A 20,227-nucleotide genomic window follows, 5' to 3' on the forward strand; every position below is an offset into this window, starting at 1 on the left:
CATCATAAGAACGGCGCCAGATATGCACTTGGTCTTCACCGTGAATAGCGGCCGTTTCTGCCTTATTTAATCCTTGAAGCGCACCGTAATGACGTTCGTTTAACCGCCAATGTTTGTGGACTGGTAAGTAAAGTTCGTCTAGATTATCTAGCGTATAAAAAGTTGTTTGAATGGCACGTGCTAGTAGGGAAGTGTGTACAATATCAAAAGTTAAACCTTCTTCTTTAAGCGCTAAACCAGCAGTCTTAGCTTCCTCCACCCCTAGAGGACTTAAAGCCGGATCTAACCATCCAGTAAACACATTTTGTAAATTCAATTCACTTTGTCCGTGGCGGATAAATACTAATTTAGCCATCTTTCTCCATCCTTTCAAGGATACTGTCGTTTTATTTTTAGGTTCACCTACAATATACACCCAGGTAAAAAAGATAGCAAGAAAATACACTTCAAATTCTTTAATAACAAGTGAAAATGTCTGGTTGATAAAGTTTTGTATATATTATGATCTCACTGTTTTTGTAATTTGTCGTAATGGGCAATTACCCTTTTTAAGATTGGCGAATAAATAGGTAATTTCCTTTCTTGAAAAGTACTAATTGTTATTATGGAGAGTAGTCCTTTATATATGAGTAAGAGACTGAAACATCCTAGCATGCCTTAGCAGGGAAGAGAGGCTGACTGACCCATATCATTCTGTTAGGCGCTTTAGCCCTTACAGAATGAATTGTCAGACAAAGAATTAGACCTTGGCTAATTCTGGGCCCACTGCTTTTAAAACTATGATAGGTATGTGAAGGCCGATGACCTGCTATAATAGTAAGAGTATGTGTATTTAATACCTTGTATTTTTCAGAAAAATGGCGTATGCTTAGGGAGCATAAAAAGAGGGAATGAGGTTCTCCCTGGTCAAATTGATGGTGATTTTAGGCCATCCCATACCGAACCGCTGAAAAGCTGATGACTTCTGCAAGTAAAACTGCAGGCGTATCAGCTTTTTTTGTGCCTGCAAAAGGAGGGAATTATGTTACTATCGTTAGGTTTTATCATTGTTGTGGGGTATTTATTGGGGCGCTTGTTGAGTGCAATGAATTTACCTAGTTTAATCGGCTACATCATCGCTGGCTTAATCATGGGACCATCATTTTTCAATCTAATTGACCAAAGTACATTGGATATATCCAGTGATTTAAGACGGATTGCCTTGATGATCATCTTACTTAGAGCGGGTTTAAATATCGATTTGCAGGACTTGAAGAAAGTAGGGCGCCCAGCCATCTTGATGAGCTTCCTACCAGCCACCCTAGAAATCATTGGGACAATCATTTTGGCACCAATATTCTTTGGGATGTCATACTTATCTGCCGCTATCTTAGGGGCTATTATCGCGGCCACATCACCAGCCGTCGTCGTTGCCCGCATGTTAGATTTAATGGGTAAGGGATACGGTAAGAAAAAAGGGGTACCGCAAATGATTCTAGCGGGCTCTTCTATGGATGATATCTTCGTCATCATCATATTCACCGCCTTAACAGCCCTTGCTCAAACTGGTGAATTCCATTGGTTAAGCATGCTATCTATGCCAACCTCTATCATATTAGGCATCGCTGGGGGGTTATTGGTAGGTTGGCTACTGTCACTAGCCATTGAAAAATATCAATTATCAGGTGGATACCCAGTCATCTTAACCTTTGGGATGGCTTTGTTATTTGATGGAATTGAAAAAGCCATGACAGGACCAATCGGCTTCTCAGCCTTACTTGCTGTGATGGCAATGGGCTTTATGATGCTTCGCGTCAATCCAGTTCAAGCCAAATCTGTTCAAGTAGGTTTTAATCATTTATGGCAAGTCTTTGAAATTATCCTATTCGTGTTAGTTGGTGCCAGCATGTCCATCGAATCCGTCAAAGATTCAGGCCTCATTGCAGTAGTGTTAATTGTCTTGTTGTTGGTATTTAGAGGACTTGGTGTACTTTTATCTGTTTTAGGCACTCAATTAAACAAAGAGGAAAAAGCATTTGCCATCTTTGCCTACCTTCCAAAAGCCACAGTACAAGCAGCCATAGGGGCGGTGCCCTTAGCGATGGGCTTGCCGAATGGTCAAATCATTTTAACCATCTCAGTCGTTGCCATCTTAGTCACCGCACCGCTTGGCGCTGTCTTAATCGACCAAACCCATAATCGACTATTGCGTGATGATCGATAAATAAGGATATAAAAACAAATAAAAGCTGGCTCTCAAAAAAATGAGGACCAGCTTTTTTTACGGAAAATTTATTTATTTTAGAATGGCGCCGTGAAGCCACCATCTACAGTGATAATATCACCGTTCATAAATTTATCGTCATCTGATGCTAAGAATACTGCGGCATGGGATATCTTCGGGTGGACCAACACTTGGGTTTAAACCGCTGAAGGCACCAATCCGGGCGTTCCCAAAGTCACTTAAGTTGGTCATTGTTGAGGCAATATTTGTAGCGATTGCACCTGGGGCAATCCCGTTAACACGGATCTTGTTGTTGGAACACTTGAAGTCAACTTAAAAGTTGTCAAGGGGCATATTCAAAAATGTCGAATTTATGGTGATTTTTTTGAAAAGAAAAATGTTGCAGATATAGAAAACCTACTCGTAGGTTGCACATTAGGGGAAGATGTAGTAGCGAGTGATTGAACAGATATTGACTTAACACCGTATTTTGGTCCGATTAATTCAACTATTCTAACTAACCTAGTTTTAGCATAATATGCTAAAATATATATATTAAAGTAGAGAAAGAGTTGAATTGAATTGAAAAAATTAAATGGTCCAACAAAACAAGGGGTCCAATGGTTGGCCTTGATTGCGGTATTTATATTAGCCGTAATCAACTGGTCATATCTTGTCCAAGCAGTTTCTATGATTTGGTCAGTGATTTTCCCCTTAATTTTAGGTGGGATGATTGCCTTTGTCCTTAACCTATTGATGACCTGGCTTGAAAAATACTTATACCCGAATGCAAAAAATAAGTATTTGAAAGCATCTAGGCGACCAGTTGCTATTATTTTAGCTATCTTAGTTGTCTGTTTAGTGATAGCAGCGACGGTTGTAATTGTGTTACCACAATTGGCGTCTGCGATTATGACGTTGATTGAAGTGGTACCTGAGACTATTGAAAATCTAACAAATTGGTTTAATAATCAAGATGCTTTGGTTCCTTTAGTGAACGACTTAGCAAACAAAGCGAATCTCGATTGGGGTAGTATCTTCTCTAATGTGGCAAGTGGCATTAACAATGTAGCTTCAGGTCTAGCGACGACGTCTGTTTCGGTATTAACCACTTCTGTTGGTGCAGTAACTAATATCTTCTTGGGTATCTTGTTTGCAATTTATATTCTCTTCTCAAAGGAAAAATTAGCCAAACAAGTAGAACGATTGCTAACGGTTTATGTTCGCGATGATATCCACCAATTAATTGAAAATGTGGCTCGAGTTGCTAATGAAACATTTTCTAAGTTTATTTCAGGAATGGTTATTGAAGCAATCATCTTGGGTACTTTAGTGACAGTCGGGTTATTTATTCTCCAAGTTCCTTATGCTGCGATGTTGGGCGTCCTACAAGGTGTAATGGCATTGATTCCAATTATTGGTGCCTTCCTATCGGGTGCGGTCGGCGTCTTGATCCTACTCGCTTTAAACCCAACCTACGCCTTGATTTATCTCATCTTCGTCTTATTTGTCCAACAATTAGAAGGGGACTTGATCTATCCACGAGTTGTGGGGGATTCAATTGGACTACCATCTATGTGGGTGTTATTCGCTGTAACTGTTGGTGGGGGCTTGATGGGTATTCCTGGTATGTTAATCGGGGTGCCGGTTCTTGCTTCAATCTATAAGATTATCAAGATTGATGTCAGATACCGCGAGCAGGTTAGTCAAGAAACTGGGGAGCAAGATGTGGATCTGCCAGTGCGCTTTTTAGAGAGTTTACGCCACCAAGCTTTGACTGAGGAAGAAATCGATAAGATGTAATATCGTATAAAAATGTACAAACTTTTTCACATGCGACACATTCACAAGGTTGAAATGCGAAAAACGTTGATATAAAAAGAAAGGACGCCACTTAATTGTGAGCGTCTTTTTCATTTAGCTAGGTTCAAAATCTATAAAAATACAAAAAAAGTACAAAAACACCCGAATTTGTGAAAAAGCGAATTTGAAGTAAAAAATGATTATTTTTAAAAAAATAACAAAAATTGCAATAATTAGCCCGAAAATAAAGGGTCTTAATAAGTTTTTCACAAACTTTCCTTCAAAATTGCTTGCTATGGACTTTGTGAGCTTTTATAAATTATACAATTTTGGTTTGTCATCCAAAAAAAATGGTGTTATTCTGTGCTTGTAAATAAATGAGCAAACGATATGTACACCGAGGAGGAAACATTTAATGAAAGTTGTAGTAGTAGGAACTAACCATGCAGGTATCTCAGCAGCAAATACATTATTAGATTCAGATCAAGACGTAGAAGTTACATTAATAGACCGTAACTCAAACTTATCATACTTAGGTTGTGGGACCGCATTATGGGTAGGTCGTCAAATCGATAGCTACGAAGGGTTATTCTATACAAAAGCTGCAGATTTCGAAGCTAAAGGTGCTAAAGTATCTTTAGAAACTGAAGTAAAAGAAATCGACTTTGAAAATAAAGTTGTTTACGCAGAAACTAAATCAGGTGAAAAATTAGAAGAAAACTATGACAAATTAGTTTTAGCAACTGGATCTCTTCCAATCGCACCTAAATTACCAGGTAACGACTTAGAAGGATTACACTTCCTAAAATTATTCCAAGAAGGTCAAGAAGTAGACAAAGCCTTAGCAGCAGACGACGCTAACGTTGTATGTGTTATCGGTGCTGGTTACATCGGTGTTGAAATCGCTGAAGCAGCAGCTCGTCGCGGTAAAGAAGTACACATCTTCGACGCAGAAGAACATTCATTAATGAACTACTACGATGTAGACTTCGCAGTAGCGATGGACGAAAACTTACGCGCTAACGGCGTACACACTCACTTTGGTGAATTAGCTGAAGAATACTTAGGTGAAAACGGTAAAGTAACAGGTCTTAAAACAACTAACGGCGAATACAAAGCTGACGTTATCATCAACTGTATCGGTTTCCGTCCAAACGCTGGATTAGGTGCAGACCACTTAGATACATTTGTTAACGGCGCTTACTTAGTAGACCGTACATTCAAAACAAACGACGACTCAGTATACGCAGTAGGTGACTGTGCAACTAACTACTCAAACGCTGTAAATGACACAGCTTATATTGCATTAGCTTCAAACGCTGTTCGTTCAGGTATCGTTGCAGGTCAAAATATCTTAGGTAACCACGTAGAAGGTGCTGGTATTCAAGGTTCAAACGGTATCGAAATCTTTGGCTTGAAATTAGTATCTACTGGTTTATCAGTACGTGCAGCAGAGAAAAACGGCTTGAAAGTAAACTACACAGACATCGAAGATACACAATTACCAGGTTTCATGCCAGCAGAAGAAAATGGCGAAGTTAAATTACGTATCGTATACGAAGAAGAATCTCGTCGTATCGTAGGTGCGCAAATGGTATCACGCGTTGACATATCAATGGGAATCCACATGTTCTCATTAGCAGTGCAAGAACAATTAACAGTCGACAAATTAGCATTATTAGACTTGTTCTTCTTACCTCACTTCAACCAACCATACAACTACATCACAAAAGCAGCATTAAAAGCTGAGTAATAAAAATCTTAGTAATAGAAATCTAAATCATTGAAAAAGGGCAACCCTCTTAGCTAACCCCAGCTAGGAAAGGTTGTCCTTTTTTCGCGATGAGGACAATCCTATAAATGGCCTAAGAAGAAAGTCGTCATCATATCCATTGTTTCTGTCTTAACCAAATGGTCTTCATCCTCGTGTACAAAAATGATATTGACCAAGTGGTTGTTGTCTTTTACGAACCCCGCAATCTGGTCATAAGGAACCCGACAATCACGTTCGCCGTGCCAAATCAAGAAGGGTCTGCCCCCTAAGCTGTCAACTTGGGTAGACAAATCATACCGGTCAACCCAAGCCGTCAAATCTCTTAAATCATCTGGCACAAACCGGTTAAATGATCTGCTGGCATGTTCAATCAGTCGCTCTCGGTATTGGATAGGGGTAGGTGACCCCATCATACAAGACGCTACTTTAATTTCTGGATGGTGGGTCAGTAAAGCAGACGACGTAAACCTGCCCATAGAAGTCCCGCCAACCCCGATCCGGTCATCTAAGACCAAGTTGAGTCGTTTGAAATGTTGGATAATAGCCCCAAATTCAAATAAATTACTTTGGATACTTTGCCAAAAAGTCAATGATGGGATGGCAGATATGGCTTGCTTGCGGCGACCATGGTTCATGGCGTCTGGTAACAGGACCCGAAAACCTACTTTTGCTAACTTTCGCCCCTGGGTTAAATTTAGTTCCTTATTGGATTGCCAGCCATGATAATAGACAATCAAGGGTAAGGGGGCGTTTCGCTGGTCCAATGGAACGACTTCTAGTAAGGGGATTTCCCCAATTTGTCGTCTTCTAATGGTTGTTTTCAATGGTATTTCCTCGCATTCAATCACTGGCTTCAGCTTTTATTCACTTGCAAATATAGCGACAGCTAGGAGGAAATGCAAACATTAGGAACTAGCTGGTAGCGGGTACTTTTAAGGGGAGGGTTTTGTGAAGAACTTTGAATATTGCTTTTTCAAAATCTAAACGGGGGACCTATTATATACAATGGCCCCTGAACAAGGAGTGAAGCATGTTTTAGCAAACTTAGGTTCAACTTCAACCGTGAACACATTTGTTGTAGCAGATGACTTAAGCAATTTAGCAGACGCTAAAGAAGCTGTTAAAAAAGCAGATGCAGTTGTTATCATGGCACGGTTAGTCGCAACAGAAGGGGAAGACATGAAGACTGCCCGCCAACCACCCACTAGGCCTAAGGGTCAATAGCGCTCATGACTTTATCGTCGAGTCTGGTGAGTACAAGTTCTACGTAGGGCGCAAGTGATAATACACCATTCGATAGAGTTTAGACACCATAAACTGGCAAACGGTAACCCTATCATTTTCCAGTTTTTAATAGATTTTTGACTTAGGTTTTACTAAAGAAATATGGGATTTTGCGATACAATAGAAGAAAGTAAGATTATAAAGGAGATGTTGAAAAATGGCATTACAAGATTACATGACAATCTTAGAAAATATGGGTGCAGCGGTTTTTGCGACGGTAGATAGTGAAGGGAAACCTCGTACACGGTTTGCGAATGTTGGTGTGGCGAATGAAAATGGGATTTTCTTTATGACTAAACCAGGTAATGAATTCTATACTCAATTACAAGCAAATGAGCATGTATCAATTTCAGCTATGTCAAATGACGAAAATGGGATTCAAGCCATTACTATTGAAGGTAAAGTGCGTGAAGTGGATCAATCTTACTTAGAGGATATTCTAAAAGACAATCCATATGTAAAGGATGTCTATCCTGATGAAGAAGACCGGAAATTAGTTGTCGCTCTTCAAGTATATGAAGGTAGTGGCTTCTATATGAACTTAAAAGAGCATAAAAACGACACATTCGAATTTTCAGCAGAATAATAAAATTTCTAGTAAACTTTTGGTTTCAGTTTTTTCCTATCATTGCCTGACGATTCAGAATGTAACGGGGTGCTTCCGAACACTCTGATATGTGGTAGGACATACTTGCTTCACCGCGAAGGCATGCTAGGAAAACTTCTGCTTAAGGTTTAACTCGGAAATCTAGCGTACTGCAAATAATACAAGTGGAATTGAAAATGGGAAGAGACAAAAAACTCTTCCCATTTTATTTACTCAAGGAATGAATAAACGCTTATTGAAGAAATGCTAGGTTTTCAAGGCTATAGTTTTTCTAACATGTATTTTCATATCATTGTCACTACTACAATTACATATGCTTCTAACTACAGTGCAATCGTTTTAAATATCGTTACACTTGTTAATGGTTATTAGTTTTTGAAAGTATTCTCACTAGTCTAGTGAATTCACTTTTCAGATATGGTAAGGTTAGGATAATTTATTTTGATATAAAAAATAAGTAAGTCATATATATAAGAAAGTTGTAATCAACAAAAAAGTTAGGGGTATCATATGGGGAAAAGGAAGAATCGAAATACGGATGCTTATTATCAAGATCCAACTAGACAGAAGTGGACGAGTTGGATAGTTGGCGCGGCTAAGGTTGTTTTGTGGACGATTGCTTATACATTAATGGTCTCGATACCTCAATTATACGTCATGTTTGGTAACTATTTGGATAATACCTGGTTAACGATATTGGGCATTTTAAGTATTGTTTATATGTTTGCTGTGAGCTATTGGTTTTATCGCCGATACCAAAAGCAAAATCCAGAAAATGTTGTGGGTTTAACTTGGGATGATATTATAAAGGACTTAGCCATTTTTGCAGGTGTTTTAGCCTTTAAAATGATTATGTCAGTCATTATGGGTAACATGTACGGAGTAGAGACGACGGTAAATGATGATATGATTTTTGGTTTGCTAGGTAGTAATAGCAATATCCTAGTGGCCTTAAACCTAGGCTTAACCGTGATTACTATGGCCCCAGTGATGGAGGAAATCATTTTCCGCGGTATGATCAGTAAAGGGATGTTCAAGGATAGCTTCTTCTCTGCAGCTATTATCATCTCTTCAATCTTCTTTTCAAGTATGCATCTTTCAGGTAACTTCATTTCTTTCATTATATATGCAGGAATCGGGGCGGCTTGTTTTATGGCTTATTGGCGGAAGAAAAATATCAATGATGCCATCTTTATTCATTTCTTGAATAATGTACCGGGCGCAATCATGATTATATTTGGTTTATTTTAGGGAAACTTGTTTAAATAATGCCTCCTTGAAGGGTATGGATGGGATATCGATACTACTTTAAAGAGGTTTTTTTACATTTATTGCAACCAATGTTACGTTATTGTTACATAAATATGGCGTTTATATTTAAAATAGAAATCTTTAATTTGAATTTAAGACTTTCTTAAAAGATTGATTTATTAACCTTTTTTAAATTTTTTTATTATTTTTTTGTGATTTTAGTTCAAGTAAGGTAAATTTTATTAGCGGAGTATAGCGTAAAATTAAGGATTTGTGTAAGAAAGAGTAAATGATTTGTAACCTGATTGTTACGGAAAATTGCGGTTCGCTTGTATATAATAGCTATTGTAATCAGTAATTTCAGGGGGTAGAAATTTAATGAAGTTTTCAGTAAAAAGAATGGTAGGGACATCGTTAGCGACGTCAGCGGCTTTAGCAGCCTTTGCAACCACTAATGTTTCAGCAGACGAAGTATATACAATCGAATCAGGTGATACTTTATCCGCTATTTCACGCAAATTTGACTTATCAATTGCAGACTTAATAGAAGTGAACACAATCGATAACCAAGATTTAATTATCGCAGGTCACTCTTTAAATATTCCAACTGTTGATGCACCAGTAGTAGCAAGCACTAAACGTGTTGCAGATGCTTCTAATGTATACACAGTTGTTACAGGTGATACTTTAAACAAAATCGCTGCAGATTTTGACACAACAGCACAAAACTTACGTGATTTAAATGGTATTTCAGGTGACTTGATTTTAGTTGGTCAACAATTAAAAGTTAAAGGTGAAGTAGCTCAAGAAACAACAGTAGAACAAACAGCTCCTGTAGCTGAAGAAACAGTTGAAACGGAAGTAGAAGCTACTCCAGTAGTAGAAGAAACTGTTAACAACTATGTAGCAGACGTAAATGGTAACTACACTGTAGTTGCTGGCGACTCTATCAACAAAATTGCAGGTCAATTTGGCGTTTCAGCGTCTGAATTACGTGCGCAAAACAACTTATCATCTGACTTGATCTTAGTTGGTCAATCATTGGCTATTCCTGGCCTAGCTGCAGCACCTGCTGTTGAAGAAGCACCAGTAGTAGAAGAAACTGAAACGGTTGTTGAAGTAGCATCTGTTGAATCAACAGTAGCTACAGAAGAAGCTGAAGTTGCACCAGTTGCAAATACAGTAGAAGAAACTGAAACTGCTGACGCAGAAATCGAAGCACAAGTTGCAGCAGAAGAAGCTTTAGCAGCAGAAGAAGAAGCGCAAGCAGCAGCAGACGCACAAGCGGCAGCTGAAGTAGAGGCTCAAGAGCAAGCGGACGCAGAAGCAGCAGCTCAGGCGGAAGCACAAGCAGCAGCCGAAGCAGAGGCAGCAGCTCAAGCACAAGCAGCAGCCCAAGCGGAAGCAGAAGCAGCAGCCCAAGCAGAAGCACAAGCGGCAGCGGAAGCACAAGCAGCGGCGGAAGCAGCAGCCGAAGCAGAGGCAGCAGCTCAAGCACAAACTGGTAACGTAACAGCATTATTAAACAATGCTTACGCACAAGTTGGTGTACCTTACTTATGGGGTGGTAAAACACCTTCAGGTTTTGACTGTTCAGGTTTCGTAAACTATGTTTACAAACAAACTTACGGCGTAAACGTTGGTAGCTACACTGGTGAACAACAATACGCTGGTCCAAAAATCTCAGTTTCATCTGCACAACCAGGCGACTTAATTTTCTGGGGTTCTTATGGTTCTCCATACCACGTAGCAATTTCATTAGGTAATGGACAATACATCCATTCACAACGTCCTGGGGAAACAGTTCACTCAGAATCAATCAATCCATACTGGGCACCATCATTTGCTGTAAGTATGGCTGCTTATAACTAAGCAATCTTTTAAATATAAAATATGAAAGGTCGAGATGTGAAACCCTACCGTTAAACTGAACAAATAAAAAAAGAGAGTTACGCTACCCACAAAAGATGATCCCGATAAGCTGTCGGGGTCATCTTTTTTAATTTTTTCTGATAGCGACGATTGTTGTAAAATTCAATATAATCTTCAACTGCATACCAAAGATCTTGTAGTGTTTCTGTTCTTTCAGATAATACAACGTCCTTCATATGACCAAAGAATGATTCCATAGGTGCATTGTCCCAACAGTTACCGCGCCTCGACATAGACTGTATTAGCCCCATATTCTCAACTTTTTCCTGGAAAATAGGGTAGGTATAATGAACCCCTTGATCTGAGTGGATATACCTTTCCATTACTGGCATATCCTTAATCACATTATTTAATTTATCTAGCGTTTCATAAACTAAATTCATTTTTAAGCTAGTTGAGAAGTGATGTGCAACAATCTCGCCGGTAGCACCATCCTTAACCGCTGAAAGATAGGCCCATTGTCCACTTCCATAAGGAAGATAAGTGATATCTGTGAGAAATACTTTGTACGGGATACCTTGATCAAACTGACGATTGACAAGGTTTTTCTTGGTAGCATTTTCTTGGGTTGCCTTCATCATTTTACGGTATGGTTTCGCTGCTCGTATTGATGATATGATGTTATTCTTGCGCAAAACTCTTCTGATTTTTTTATGATTCATTACTACATCGTATTCAGTTTCTAATGCCATTTTTATTTCATCAATCCCACACTTCTTCTTATCCAGAAAAATTCTATATAACAATTGGAAATCTTCCCAATCATTTTGTTCACGCTCAGCACGTTTATCGCTACTATTTAGCCAGTAATAGTAGCCGCTTTTACTTACCCCTGCAAGGTCGCATAAATGATTCACCATTCCAGCAAGTTGATTCTCACGAATAATTTGGTTAATTAATCTAAAGCGTTCTTGTTTACTTAAGTCGTTTCTTTTGTCGTTTTTCACGCTCCTCTCGTGCTGTTCTAATTTTTTTACTAGTTCAAGATTCCCCTCTAGATAGGCTATACGGGCATTTGCTTTGTCTAGTGCCTCTTGTAACGATAATTGTTCTCTTGGTCCATAGGGACCATTATTTTTTGAACCACGAGTCTCTTGTAACAATACATCTTCTCCGTGATCTTTATATAATCTTTTCCAACGTGATAGTGATTGATCGGATTTTCCTTTTCCGATTAAATGAGAAGGAAGTCCAGCAAGTTCAAATATCTGAGTGGATGTCATGCCTTGTTTGCTTTGTTTAATGGCCTTTATTTTGAATTCTGATGAATAGGTAATACTTTTCTCTGTCACACTTTTCACATTAGGATTGTTTCTTAAAACTTGAATCTCAGCTTGGCTGTATATCTTTTTACTCAATCTGCCCACTCCCTTCTGTATAACTCAAATAGAGTATACCGAAAATTTTGCATAAAAATAACCCGAAAACTTACAACACTCTTTTTTTTGAGTGTTCAGTTTTCGGGTAGAGATTCAATGATTACCCCCTCGGCCTTTTTTTATTAGAAAAATTTGATATCAAAAGCAAATGTCAATAGATATGAAAGCCCTTTAGTAGGCATTATTGGCATTTTCACCTAAAGGTGTTAAAATAAGGTGATAAGTTCTAGCAAATTTTCCAAGATCATATGTTCACAATCAAGGAGAGCACATTAATGAAAAAAATATTAATTGTTGACGATGAGAAACCAATCTCAGATATTATATCTTTCAACTTAAAAAATGAAGGTTATGAAATAGATACTGCCTATGATGGGCAACAAGCTTTAGAAAAATTCGCATCATTCCAACCCGACCTAGTGGTCTTAGATTTGATGTTACCAAAAATCGACGGGCTAGAAGTCTGCCGTCAAATCCGTAAAGATAGCCAAGTGCCAATCATTATGCTAACTGCTAAAGATAGTGAAATTGATAAGGTATTGGGGCTTGAATTAGGAGCGGACGATTACGTGACCAAACCATTCTCAAACCGTGAGTTAATGGCGCGCGTAAAAGCCAATATTCGCCGTACTGCGGTAGTTGCTGAACCAGTAGTAGCTGACGAAGTGACGGAGAATGACAATATTATTGAAATTGGCGATTTATTGATCCATGAGGATGAGTATATTGCTTCTAAAAATGGGGAAGATGTTGAGTTAACACACCGTGAATTTGAGTTGCTACATTATCTTTCACAACACATTAACCAAGTAATGACTAGGGAGCACTTGCTTCAAACGGTTTGGGGTTATGATTATTTTGGTGACGTCCGTACAGTGGATGTAACTGTGAGACGTTTACGCGAAAAAATCGAAGAAAATCCAAGTCATCCTAAGATTTTAATTACCAGACGGGGCGTTGGTTATTTCGTTAAAATTCCAACTCAAGAATAGAGGTCAGTCATGCCAAAAACAAGGAAGAAATCTGGGATTCCTTTTTTCAAATCTATTCATTTCAAAATACCTGTTATTTTTATATTAACGCTACTAATTTCGCTCCAAATTGTCGGAGCGTATTTTATTCGTTCACTAGAAACTGAAATGTTAACGTCGTTTGATGACCAAGTAACGAGTCAGACCACTTTTATCATTGATAATATTCAGTCGGTGATGGAAGATGAAGATTTGAATGAGGATGAAAAAGAGACGCAGGTGAATTCAATCTTGCGTCGCTTTAATAATGATAGTGTATTAGAAATTCAATTATTCGATAGCAATGGTTTCTTATTAGCTACTTCTAACCCCACTTCGCAAGCCTATATTGGGCAAAGAACGGTGGATGAAGATATAGAAGAAACGTTATATACAGGTATTCGTAGTGAGACGTCAGGCTATGATTCCAATCAAGAAATTCGCATCAAAAAATTTGTGACACCAATTTTTTCTACGGCATCTTCAGGAGCCATGATTGGTATTTTAAATGTGACTGCAAATCTAGAGACTATCTATAGTCAGATTCAAAATATTATGTCTCTATTCTTGATTGCATCAGGTATTTCACTTGTATTTACGACAGTATTAGCGATGTTAATCTCTAGTCAGATCATCAATCCGCTACAAAAAATGCGCGATCAAACCAAGCAAATTGCTGAAGGAAACTATTCAACTACTTTGGATATCAATTCAGAAGATGAGATTGGACAGTTGGCAGAATCTATCAACTACCTATCTGTTCGTGTTGGGGATGCACAAGACCTAACTGAAGCAGAGCGGCAGCGGTTGGATTCAGTCCTACGTCATATGACGGATGGGGTTATTGCCACCGATCGACGCGGGAAAATTACCATTATTAATGACCGGTCATTGAGTATTTTGAATAAGACACAAGAAGAGGTGATTGGGGAATCTATTATTGAAGCCCTAGACCTTTCTGATCGTTTCTCATTCAGAGAATTATTTGACCAACATGAATCCATCCTCTTAAATTATGCAAATGATGAAGGGGAAACAATTATTCGCGCTGAGTATTCAGTTATTCAACGAGAATCGGGCTTTATTTCCGGTTTGGTTTGGGTATTAACGGATATTACGGAACATGAAAAAATTGAACATGACCGTAAGCAATTCGTTTCAAATATTTCACACGAGTTGCGTACACCACTAACGAGTGTGCGTTCATACAGTGAAGCATTGGTTGACGGGGCCATTAAAGATGAAAAAGTAGCGGTTGAATTCTTGAACGTTATTCAAACTGAAACTGACCGTATGATTCGGATGATTTCAGACTTACTACATCTTTCTAGAATGGACGCTAAGCAACAGGTGATTAACCGAGAGTTGATTATTTTCAAAGACTTAGTGAACCATATCTTAGACCGTTTTGACATGATGCTTCAATCTGAAGATTATGAAGGTAAAAATTATATTATTAAACGTGAATTAATGGAAGAAGAGGTCTGGGTAGAAATTGACCAAGATAAGTTAATTCAAGTTATCGATAATATTATGAATAACGCCATTAAATACTCGCCAGACGGTGGGACAATCTATGTACGTTTAATGTCCACACATAACCAACTGGTCTTAAGTATTCAAGACCAAGGGTTAGGTATCCCTCAAGAATCGATTCCACACCTATTTGATCGTTTCTACCGAGTAGATAAGGCGCGTTCACGTGCTCAAGGTGGTAGCGGGTTAGGGTTATCCATCGCAAAGGAAGAAATTGAATTGCATAACGGGACAATTTGGGTAAATTCGATTGAAAACAAAGGAACCACATTCTTTATCTCACTTCCATTTGAGGAGTTTGATAGTGATGATTGGGCAGGGGAGGATGAATGGGCCGATGAAGAATAATAAATGGAATTGGATCCTTCATGCGATACTTGCCATACTAGCGCTTGTATCGGTTGCTGCTTCAGTCAGTAACCTCTATGGGCCTAGTGCCTTAAATGCCTTGTTTAGTCAGGCTAATCAAGAAAGTAATGGAGAAACAACTACTGAATTGAATAATATGGCGATATCTAATGAAACAACAAACGAAAATTCCACTGAAGAAGTTGAAATTACAGCGTCTCAGACCTTAATTTTACATAGTGAGACGGATGAATACGTAGCGATTGATAATAGGCCAGCGATTAAAGAGCTAAAACATGTTGCTGCAGGATTCGACTATGATAGTGAAATCGAAGAAGATTCTGCCTACAATATCCGCAACTACGTCCAAACCCAACCTTATGTTGAAGATAAATTGAACAATGAAACACCGATTAACTTGTTGATTTCGGATGTGTCTAGACTTCCTGAAGAATTACAGGAAATTTCAATCACTTCTTATATTTATGTTATGGAAACCAATGAAGTCTATCTATTGAATGATGTGACTGATACGGCCTATTCGTTGACTATTTCAGATAGTGTAGATGATGTAATGGCCCGGGTCCATGATTATTTATCTTCATATGAAGGCTTAATGGCACCAGTTGTGCCAGTTATCCTAGCCAATGGGGTGTCTTATGTATCAAAAGAGGCACAAGAAATTGACCAGTTAACTTATTTACAAGAGCGTCAACCAACAACTTACTTCTTGAATCATTTCTTTGAAACACCAGAAGATATCCATGATTATTCAATGAATAAAATTTCACGCTATTATACAGAAGGTCGTCAGTTAACGATCAATATGGAAACTTTTGAAGTAGTCTTGTTACAAGATAGTACGAAAGCGGAAGAAACGAATTTAAATCAACAAATTGAGGTCACATCTGCTGCCATGGCGGATATTTTAGCTGACCAAACATCATGGCTGTATGTAGAGTCTAATGGTGACGACGAAAGTGAAATGATTACTTACCGTAAGTATGTACATTCACTGCCGGTTTTTGGGAATAATTATGTCTCAAAAGCCCAGTTTGTCATGTCTAGTAATACCATTCAAAATATTTATATGTCTGCTTTGACTATTCAAACCCAGGTGACTGATTTATCAGAATCTTATACGGTTATGGCAGGTGCGGACGCTTTGAATTTACTGAATAATGCAGGTTATCCTAATGGGGACATTTCGGAATTGGTCTTAGGCTATCGGTGGGTACAGAATCCTGAAACGAGCCGCCTAGTAGAATTAATCCCGTCTTGGCATGTTCAAATTGGTAATAAGTGGTTTATGCTTGAAGATTTAATTGATATGAGTCAGTATCCATCACTGCAAACTACTTATACTGAATCTGATGAGGCCGTTGATTTATCTCTTTATTTTGACAATCTAGGCCGACAGGTGAGTGAGGAAGAAGTGAAGACCCAGTTAGACGAAAGTATTTCGGAATCTTTTTCTTCTGATGTAGATGAAACTGATTATTCTCAATTTTTGAATCCGCCAGTATCAGATAGTGATGAGGAGGAGAGCTAGCGATGAATTTTAAAAAAGTAGAAATCATTTTTATTCTAGCCTTCCTGATTTTAGATGTATTTCTGATTAATATTTTTATGAATAAGTATGTGGGGACATCGAATCAAGCGATTGAAAATCAGACATTGGATATTGTGACGGAATTTAAAGCCAATAATATTCATTATGATGAGATTTCAGATGAGGTCTTGCGGATTCCCTTTATTAGGACCTTGAATACAACCTTAAGTGAAGAAGATGTGTTAGCCGTCACAGAAGATACGCAAAGTGTTGAAGTAAATGGTAATCAAATCTTAGGACAGATTAATACCCCCATTCAACTGGAAGGGGTGACTGGTGAAACACCTGCAGGGGAACTTTCTGATTCTGCCTTAGCCAGCTTGAATCAATTTATTAATAGTGAAATTTATCAAGGAAACCAATACCGGTTTATTAGCTATGATAAGAATGCAGGTAGGGTGACTTACATGCAAGAGACGGCATCGGGTGCAGTGATTGCGGATGGAACTGGAGAAATTGTGTTTCAGGTGAATGATGATTTTGCAGTCTACGCCTATGACCAGACGGTTGCTGGTGGTACTGCGACTCAAGGCGAGGAACGGACGGTCATTAGTGAACAACAGGCCCTTGAAAATGCCTATTTAAACAACAGCATTCCAGATGAATCAACGATTGTGCGTTCATTCTTATCATACCGCGTAACCCTAGTGCTTGATGAAATGACCCTCTACCACCCAGTGTGGACCCTATTGATTCACACGAATGAAGGGACGACGCAGCGTGTATTTGTAGATGGTATCAATGGGGCAATTATGACCCAATAATTGGAAAGAGGACGATTCATGTTTCAAAATTATCAAGAAAAAGTCAGTAACCGCTGGCACCAGTTTACGATTATCCTAGCCAGCTTAGTGGCAATGTTCCTTTTTGCGGGGGATAAGACAGGCGTACTAGCGGATGTGTCGGTGAGTGACTATACGGCGACTGTGAATGTAAAAGCTGATGGGACCATGCAACAAGATGAAATGATTGGTTTTGATGTGAAGGGGACGGTTGAGGAATTTAACCACTGGATTGCCCTGACTGATATGAGTAAGTTGGCCAATCTTGGCGTGGAAATGAAGAGTGTGTCGGCGGATTCTTATTTCACTTTTGTGGAGAGTGATTCAAATGAAGTGGGGACTTTTACGGTTTCTACTGCCGATGATCAAGGGGCGGACATCACCATCTACAATACGGTGACGAATGCACCACATATTACCCAGGTTTCAGCGACGATTTCAGATGCTTGGACCAATTATTCTGAGTGGACGATTTTAAAGAGTAGCTTTCTAGCATTACCCTATGACGTCGATCAAGCCACTTTAACTGTCACATTCCCGCAAGCCGTGCCGGAAGACCAATCTGATTTAATCATTTCAGGTCCTGGCAAAACGGACTTGCAATGGGCTGACGATAGAAAATCATTTACAATCACAGTAGATAACTTAAAAGCTGATGAAAGCGTGGCCCTTCAAATGTACATGCCAGTGTCCATTCTACCTGATAACCAAAAGGTGGGGGCAGATTCAGAAGGACAAGCGACAATTGAAAGTATGCAGGCTAGCCAAAAAGCAGCGACTAGTTTACAAAAACGCCAAACCATGAAAATATGGGCTGTGGCGGGGACTTTATTTGTCTTAATTTTTGCTTATACCATTTATTTATATATGAAGAAGCGCCAAATTGTGATTGCGGTGCCGAATAAGAAAGGCTTCGTGGCGAGTCAACCCAATGCTTACGGTCCGCAAACTGTGGCCCGGTTAATGGGTAAAGGGTATTCGGACCATCAAAAGATTGTCTTGTTAGTTTTAGAGATGATTCAAGCAAAAGTTTTTGCGGCCCATTTTGAAGTTAATAAACGTGGCCAATTAACGGATATTCAAGTATCAACATTGAAACAGGAAGTCAATAATCCAGCAGGTCAATTATTATTAACGAGGCTTCAAGAAAATACCCAAACCAGTCGTGATGTGGTGTCTTTAAATGACTTAGTTTTTAACAATACGGGCAAGGTAACGATGATGTCACGATTTGGCCGGAAATTAGTCCGTAAGATTAACCAAGTAGCTAAACAACCCTTAACCAAAGACGGTGTTTATAGTAAAATGAATCAAGTTTACATGGCTATTCTAACCCTTTATATGGTAGCATGGTTATTTGGAACAGGTTTCGTGATTTACTGGCAATTGCAGCTGCAAGCTTTAAATGTATGGGCTTCGTTATTGCTGGTTGTCAGCGTGGCTTTGGTTGCCCTTTTACAAAAAAATGTCTTACCAATGCGGAGTGAAAAAGGGGTATCCTTATTCAAGTTGTGGCAGGGCTATTTGAAGGGCATCGGCAGCCAGTTAATGAATCCGGATGCTTGGGGCCGTCAATCGGCAGAGTGGTTGGACCATCAATATTTATATGCTTGGGTTGCGGGGTCGAATGTGAAGGTTGCTAAGGCGCTGGGACAAGAGGCGCAGGTTGTGCAGTTACCTTTGATGGGTTCGGCACAAGCAATTGACCATTTACAGTTAGAGAAATTGAAGTGGCAACCACAGGCTGAGGAAGATTCGGATGATGACGTCGCTGAATAGTCGGTGATAAGATAAAGAATAATAAATGAAAAGTAACAGTATTTAGATCTAGAAGGAGGCAATCATGGAGACTGCACAAAATGATTTTACAATGCGTGTTTCCATGCTCGGCAGTAGCTCTAGCGGAAACGCTACTTATATTGAAACCCCTAAGCGGAAGATTTTAGTGGACGCAGGATTTAGTGGGAAAAAGATGAAGGAATTGTTAGCGGGCATTAATCGTGATATCAATGAGATTGATAGTTTATTTATTACGCATGAACATTCAGACCATATTAAGGGGATGGGGGTTCTAGCGCGTAAGTACGATTTAAATGTCTATGCTAATGAGGCGACCTGGCAAGCAATTGGGAGTAAGGTTGGGGTTATCCCAGTAGAAAAACAGCATGTCATGGAGCAAGGTGATATACTAACTTTAGGCGATGTGGATATTGTGTCCTATGGTGTGAGCCATGACGCTGCTGAACCGCAGTTTTATGCCTTTCAAAAGGATGACCGACAGTTTACCATTCTAACGGATACAGGTTATGTGAGTGACCGGTTAATTGGCTTGTTGAAGAATTCAGATGGCTATTTAATCGAGTCTAACCATGATTTGGATATGTTGCGGATGGGTGCTTATCCATGGTCTTTAAAACAACGTATCCTTGGCGATGAGGGTCATTTATCAAACGATGCTGGTGCTCAAGCCATGATTGATATGATTGGGGATAGAACGAAACGTATCTATCTAGGCCATTTATCTAAAGAGAATAATATGAAAACCATTGCCTACCAAACTTGCGTATCCGCAATGCTTCAGGCAGATATGGGAGTAAATGATCAGTTTGAGGTATATGACACCAATCCTGACAAGCCGACTAGCTTGTATACTCTATAAATGTTTATAAATATTTATAATTTTACCTGTAAAAAGTCATAAACAAT

At 39.0% G+C, this 20,227-nt stretch carries 18 protein-coding genes and 1 riboswitch; of the genes, 14 read left to right on the forward strand and 4 right to left on the reverse strand.

Annotated features, from left to right (window positions below):
• Nucleotides 1-355 (reverse strand): 2,3-bisphosphoglycerate-dependent phosphoglycerate mutase (locus AC973_RS04805; protein ID WP_048727987.1); only part of this gene is annotated, 355 nt, incomplete at its 3' end.
• A 522-nt stretch (nucleotides 356-877) separates the two neighbouring features.
• Nucleotides 878-974: riboswitch (Fluoride riboswitch) on the forward strand.
• A gap of 47 nt (nucleotides 975-1,021) precedes the next feature.
• Here AC973_RS04805 and AC973_RS04810 point away from each other — a divergent pair.
• Nucleotides 1,022-2,203: a cation:proton antiporter gene (locus tag AC973_RS04810; RefSeq protein WP_048727989.1), complete on the forward strand. Its 1,182-nt coding sequence runs from the start codon at nucleotides 1,022-1,024 to the stop codon at nucleotides 2,201-2,203.
• 77 nt (nucleotides 2,204-2,280) lie between these two features.
• On the opposite strand, the gene AC973_RS10185 is transcribed toward AC973_RS04810, so the two are convergent.
• Nucleotides 2,281-2,394, reverse strand: a complete 114-nt coding sequence (locus tag AC973_RS10185) for an SDR family oxidoreductase (RefSeq protein ID WP_205713466.1) — start codon at nucleotides 2,392-2,394, stop codon at nucleotides 2,281-2,283.
• Between the two features lie 73 nt (nucleotides 2,395-2,467).
• Between AC973_RS10185 and AC973_RS10190 the strand changes: the two genes are divergently transcribed.
• The 3 genes from AC973_RS10190 to nox all read left to right on the forward strand — a co-directional run bounded on the left by AC973_RS10190 (nucleotide 2,468) and on the right by nox (nucleotide 5,759).
• Nucleotides 2,468-2,668, forward strand: coding sequence for a lipoate protein ligase C-terminal domain-containing protein (locus AC973_RS10190; protein WP_082148238.1), 201 nt, complete (start codon nucleotides 2,468-2,470; stop codon nucleotides 2,666-2,668).
• A 117-nt stretch (nucleotides 2,669-2,785) separates the two neighbouring features.
• Entirely contained in the window at nucleotides 2,786-4,006 is a 1,221-nt protein-coding gene (locus tag AC973_RS04815) for an AI-2E family transporter (RefSeq protein WP_048727992.1), read from the forward strand.
• Nucleotides 4,007-4,421: 415 nt separating this feature from the next.
• Nucleotides 4,422-5,759, forward strand: coding sequence for a H2O-forming NADH oxidase (gene nox / locus AC973_RS04820; protein ID WP_016896358.1), 1,338 nt, complete (start codon nucleotides 4,422-4,424; stop codon nucleotides 5,757-5,759).
• Between the two features lie 101 nt (nucleotides 5,760-5,860).
• Here nox and AC973_RS04825 read toward each other — a convergent pair whose 3' ends face one another.
• Nucleotides 5,861-6,604, reverse strand: coding sequence for an alpha/beta fold hydrolase (locus AC973_RS04825; protein ID WP_048727995.1), 744 nt, complete (start codon nucleotides 6,602-6,604; stop codon nucleotides 5,861-5,863).
• 181 nt (nucleotides 6,605-6,785) lie between these two features.
• Here AC973_RS04825 and AC973_RS04830 point away from each other — a divergent pair, with 181 nt between their 5' ends.
• From AC973_RS04830 to AC973_RS04845, 4 genes are all read left to right on the forward strand, one after another.
• Complete coding sequence (locus AC973_RS04830; protein WP_048727997.1) at nucleotides 6,786-7,004, forward strand: hypothetical protein; 219 nt, start codon at nucleotides 6,786-6,788, stop codon at nucleotides 7,002-7,004.
• Between the two features lie 217 nt (nucleotides 7,005-7,221).
• Nucleotides 7,222-7,650, forward strand: coding sequence for a pyridoxamine 5'-phosphate oxidase family protein (locus tag AC973_RS04835; RefSeq protein WP_016896361.1), 429 nt, complete (start codon nucleotides 7,222-7,224; stop codon nucleotides 7,648-7,650).
• A 531-nt stretch (nucleotides 7,651-8,181) separates the two neighbouring features.
• Nucleotides 8,182-8,922, forward strand: coding sequence for a CPBP family intramembrane glutamic endopeptidase (locus AC973_RS04840; RefSeq protein WP_048728001.1), 741 nt, complete (start codon nucleotides 8,182-8,184; stop codon nucleotides 8,920-8,922).
• Nucleotides 8,923-9,300: 378 nt separating this feature from the next.
• A complete protein-coding gene (locus AC973_RS04845) occupies nucleotides 9,301-10,794 on the forward strand; it encodes a LysM peptidoglycan-binding domain-containing protein (protein ID WP_048728003.1) in 1,494 nt (497 codons plus the stop codon).
• Between the two features lie 77 nt (nucleotides 10,795-10,871).
• Here the strand turns inward: AC973_RS04845 and AC973_RS09520 are convergent, their stop codons facing one another.
• Nucleotides 10,872-12,212, reverse strand: coding sequence for an IS3 family transposase (locus AC973_RS09520; RefSeq protein ID WP_065419864.1), 1,341 nt, complete (start codon nucleotides 12,210-12,212; stop codon nucleotides 10,872-10,874).
• Between the two features lie 296 nt (nucleotides 12,213-12,508).
• On the opposite strand from AC973_RS09520, the gene yycF reads away from it, so the two are divergent.
• From yycF to AC973_RS04880, 6 genes are all read left to right on the forward strand, one after another.
• Nucleotides 12,509-13,225, forward strand: a complete 717-nt coding sequence (gene yycF / locus AC973_RS04855; protein WP_048728005.1) for a response regulator YycF — start codon at nucleotides 12,509-12,511, stop codon at nucleotides 13,223-13,225.
• 9 nt (nucleotides 13,226-13,234) lie between these two features.
• Nucleotides 13,235-15,127 (forward strand): cell wall metabolism sensor histidine kinase WalK, encoded by a 1,893-nt coding sequence (walK, locus tag AC973_RS04860; RefSeq protein WP_048728008.1) that lies wholly within the window; start codon nucleotides 13,235-13,237, stop codon nucleotides 15,125-15,127.
• Nucleotides 15,117-16,679 carry a hypothetical protein gene (locus AC973_RS04865; protein WP_048728011.1) on the forward strand — a complete coding sequence of 521 codons (1,563 nt, stop codon included), beginning with the start codon at nucleotides 15,117-15,119 and terminating at the stop codon, nucleotides 16,677-16,679. Before walK ends, AC973_RS04865 begins: the two co-directional genes overlap by 11 nt.
• Before the next feature lie 2 nt (nucleotides 16,680-16,681).
• On the forward strand, nucleotides 16,682-17,503 hold the full coding sequence (locus tag AC973_RS04870; protein WP_016896367.1) for a two-component system regulatory protein YycI: 822 nt from the start codon (nucleotides 16,682-16,684) through the stop codon (nucleotides 17,501-17,503).
• Nucleotides 17,504-17,521: 18 nt separating this feature from the next.
• A complete protein-coding gene (locus AC973_RS04875) occupies nucleotides 17,522-19,300 on the forward strand; it encodes a DUF2207 domain-containing protein (RefSeq protein ID WP_048728014.1) in 1,779 nt (592 codons plus the stop codon).
• Nucleotides 19,301-19,364: 64 nt separating this feature from the next.
• Nucleotides 19,365-20,180 carry an MBL fold metallo-hydrolase gene (locus AC973_RS04880; RefSeq protein WP_048728018.1) on the forward strand — a complete coding sequence of 272 codons (816 nt, stop codon included), beginning with the start codon at nucleotides 19,365-19,367 and terminating at the stop codon, nucleotides 20,178-20,180.
• The last annotated feature ends 47 nt before the right edge of the window (nucleotides 20,181-20,227 follow it).

Origin of the sequence: Carnobacterium sp. 1290_CSPC, from assembly GCF_001053265.1 — a bacterium.
GTDB classification, from domain to species: Bacteria; Bacillota; Bacilli; order Lactobacillales; family Aerococcaceae; genus Aerococcus; species Aerococcus urinaeequi.